Raw genomic sequence first — 2035 nt, forward strand, 5'->3', positions numbered from 1 at the left:
GCCCAAGGCAGGTGGGGGTGTCGGTGCTAACCTCGAACTGTGCTAGTCCACAGGTCACACAAACAAGCCCAGCTTCTAGGCGATCGCCCTCGAACGTTGGATCGAGGGCTCCTCACTGTCCTTTCGGCGAGTGAGCTGAAGAATGCCTCGTGCAGCAATATTGAGCGCCCCATTGAGGTCTGCATTGTATCGCTTGCCCGAGGAAAATTTAGCCAGAGCATAGTTCTTGGAGTCTCGCCCTTTCGACTCCACTACCGTCATAAGCCAACTTTTAGGTGGAGCTACGACATCAATGACCTTACCGCCTATCTCTTGCCACTTCATCTCAGTCAAATCTCGAATCATACCTTTAAGCCATCCATGAAAGCGTTGGCGAAGGTTAGAGCGCTTGCGCCCCCCCTTAGCTTTCCATCCTTTCAGGTTCTCAAAGACAATAGCATCGGCATTGAACTGTTGGGCAATCTGCACGATACGCTTCGAGACAATTTGCCCAATTTGACGGTTGATATTACGGCATTTGCGGTAGGTATGAGAGCAGAAGCCTTTCTGGAGACTTCCACCTAGCCCCATCGTCTTACTAGCTCGTTTAGATACCGATTTCAGCCGCTTATCTCGACGGTCGCCGTTCCGCTGGACGCAGGTTCGAGCGGCTGCGGCGACTTCGTCTATGTCTCTGGCTGGGTGAATAAACTCCCGATAGGTTACAGTGCCGTCAAAATTCACGACTGCCACAGTAGCGGTGGTGTTGATACCCAGGTCAACACTTACAACTCGACCCTCTCCCTCCCGTTGAGGTGGATGACACTCAAATGGAACTGAGAGATGACAAGTCCTCTTTTGCTCATTGAAGATAAGGGACGGTGACAGCAGCTTGGTAGGGGTCGAGAGGGAAGTCACCTTCCCAAACTCCCATACAAAACCGTGCTTGATACTTTCACATCACACGGCTCCTGATGTAGATACCCCTTTTGACATCGGGAACAGGGTTACCACCCCCTGCTTTCGTACTTCAACTTATAGAGCTATATGCACACGATAGTCTTTAAACTCGCTTTCGCCATTAAACTCTTGTTGATTGCAGTATCTATATCCACACCGTGACTAGTGGGCATATCCTAACCATTACAATTAGGCATTAGCTTTCAGTCACATCCTTTCCCCTTAAAGGCATACGCTTACACTTTTCACTACTACTTGTGAGTAATATTGCTCACTTGTTTATTAGCAGAGCCAATGAGGGGTTTAAACGTTCCATCTATGCGGGCATTCCATCTTTAGATTCGTCCTATCCACCGGGGTACTTTAAAGGTCTGTGCACAACGAAACGTTGCTTCTGGGTAGCTGCAACAAACTCCCACTTTTCCCCTTACTCTTTGAGCGCAGCGTATCAACCTGTTTCGCTACTCCGTAGTTACGATGGTTCAAGCCGGACATTCGGTTTCCCTAATCTTGGATGGTTGGCAGTGGTCGAGTTAGAGGTAGGTTCCTCTGTTACGCCTTCCGTTCCCCGCGTCAATCCTAGGATTGTGATTCCTAAGATTGGGGGTGGCTACCGCCGTTACTCTCAACCTTGCTTTATACTCAAGGGGGTCACAACTTCCCTCTTTCTTCCGCTCAGTCTTGACCTTGAGTCTCTCTGCCTTTATCTGGTCTCGCACCCAGATGTTGGAACACATATATAGTTATGGGATTGTCAAGGTTTCTTAACTTTCACATCAAGTCCTTTATATTCCACCAAGGGGTGCAAGTCCCAGCAGGCAGTTATTTCAGGTATTGCAACCCTATTTCATGCCTGAACATCTCGCACGTTGCTGTCCACGGTATGCCGTTCTCGTAGGCTGGTTATGCCAACGTTTGTCCAGACCCCATCGGTTCCGTTAAAGACCTTGATTTCGATGCGGTCATAGCCAGGTCGTTTATAGCAATTACCTCGATACAGGGTCGGATAACAGCCACTGTTGGGATTGAGGACGGGAGGTTTGGCATCCCGACGTTGACGAGTTCCCGATTGCCATTCCCGATATCGGGTCATGTA

General features: G+C 49.3%; 1 protein-coding gene and 1 pseudogene. Both read right to left on the bottom strand.

The window, feature by feature from the left end; genetic code table 11:
• Positions 1–75: 75 nt before the first annotated feature.
• On the bottom strand, positions 76–732 hold the full coding sequence (locus P5674_RS24305; RefSeq protein ID WP_315670369.1) for an IS200/IS605 family accessory protein TnpB-related protein: 657 nt from the start codon (positions 730–732) through the stop codon (positions 76–78).
• Between the two features lie 1075 nt (positions 733–1807).
• Positions 1808–2035 (bottom strand): annotated as a pseudogene (locus tag P5674_RS24310) (transposase); the annotation flags it as partial.

Origin of the sequence: Limnospira sp. PMC 289.06, assembly GCF_032350395.1 — a bacterium.
Taxonomy (GTDB): Bacteria; Cyanobacteriota; Cyanobacteriia; order Cyanobacteriales; family Microcoleaceae; genus Limnospira; species Limnospira platensis.